Below are 1,128 nucleotides of genomic sequence, written 5' to 3'. Positions count from 1 at the left end.
TGAAGGTGCATCTCGTCAACGACGGGCCCGTGACCATCCCGATCACGATCCGTTCGTAGCCCGGATGCCAATCCGGGTTTCGTGGCCCGCGATGCAAACCCGGATTGGCATCCGGGCTACACGTCAGTCTGCGTATTGACCCGCGGCCTTGATGATCGGGCCCCACTTGTTGATCTCGGCCTCGACGAACTTCTTGTGCTCCGGGCCGTTGACGCGCGCGTCGGTCATCACCACGGCGCCCAGGCCTTCTTCGCGGTGGATGAAGTCCGGGTCCTTCAGCGCGATCTTCAGCGCTGCGTTGATCTTGTCGGTGACGGCCTTCGGCGTGCCCTTCGGCGCGTACAGCGCGTGCCAGATGCTGACGTTGAAGCCCTTCAGCCCCGATTCGTCGAGCGTCGGCAACTTGGCCAGCGCCGGCGTCGTCAGGCGCTTGGTGCTGGTGACCGCATACGCCTTCACCTTGCCGCCGGCGATCTGGCTGGTGGTGTTGGTGGTCTGGTCGCACATCAGGTCGACCTGGCCGCCCAGCAGGTCGGTCATCGCCGGGCCGGTGCCCTTGTACGGCACGGTCGTCATGTCGACCTTGGTGGTGCTCATGAACAGCAGGCCGCACAGGTGCGAGGCCGATCCGAGCCCGGCGTTCGCCAGGTTGATCTTGCCCTTGTTCGCCTCGAGCCACTTGGTCAGCTCGGCATAGGTCGTGGCCGGCAGCGTCGGCTTGCCGATCAGCGTCATCGGCACTTCGTTGATCATGCCGAGGTACTCGAAGTCCTCCAGCGTCTTGTACTGCATGTTGCGGTACAGCGCCGGCGAGGTGCTCATGCCGATGTGGTGCAGCAGCAGCGTGTAGCCGTCGTTCGACGCCTTGGCCACCTTGGTCGCGCCCAGCGTGCCGCCGGCGCCGCCGACGTTGTCGATGATGATGACCTGGCCGCCCAGCGGCTTGCGCAGCGCCTCGGCCAGGTCGCGCGCGACCTTGTCGGTCGGGCCGCCGGCAGAGAACGGGACGACGATGGTCACCGGCTTCTCGGGGTACTCGGCCAGGGCAGCGGTCGCCGTCAGCAGTGCGGCGCCAGCCAGCAGGAGTTTCTTCATGGTCGTGTCCTTTCGAGCAAGCGTGTCGGAGAG

At 65.7% G+C, this 1,128-nt stretch carries 1 protein-coding gene; it reads right to left on the bottom strand.

Annotation, left to right across the window (positions count from 1 at the left end):
- Positions 1–123 precede the first annotated feature (123 nt).
- A complete protein-coding gene (locus tag AC1D01_RS35840; RefSeq protein WP_477874451.1) occupies positions 124–1,095 on the bottom strand; it encodes a tripartite tricarboxylate transporter substrate-binding protein in 972 nt (323 codons plus the stop codon).
- Positions 1,096–1,128 lie beyond the last annotated feature (33 nt).

The organism is Rhizobacter sp. P3_B12 (assembly GCF_056402895.1).
This window is presented reverse-complemented; position numbering and strand designations above follow the sequence as displayed.

Coding starts and splice junctions, on each gene's coding strand:
- AC1D01_RS35840 (WP_477874451.1), bottom strand. CDS start 1,095: ATGAAGAAACTCCTGCTGGCTGGCGCCGCACTGCTGACGGCGACCGCT.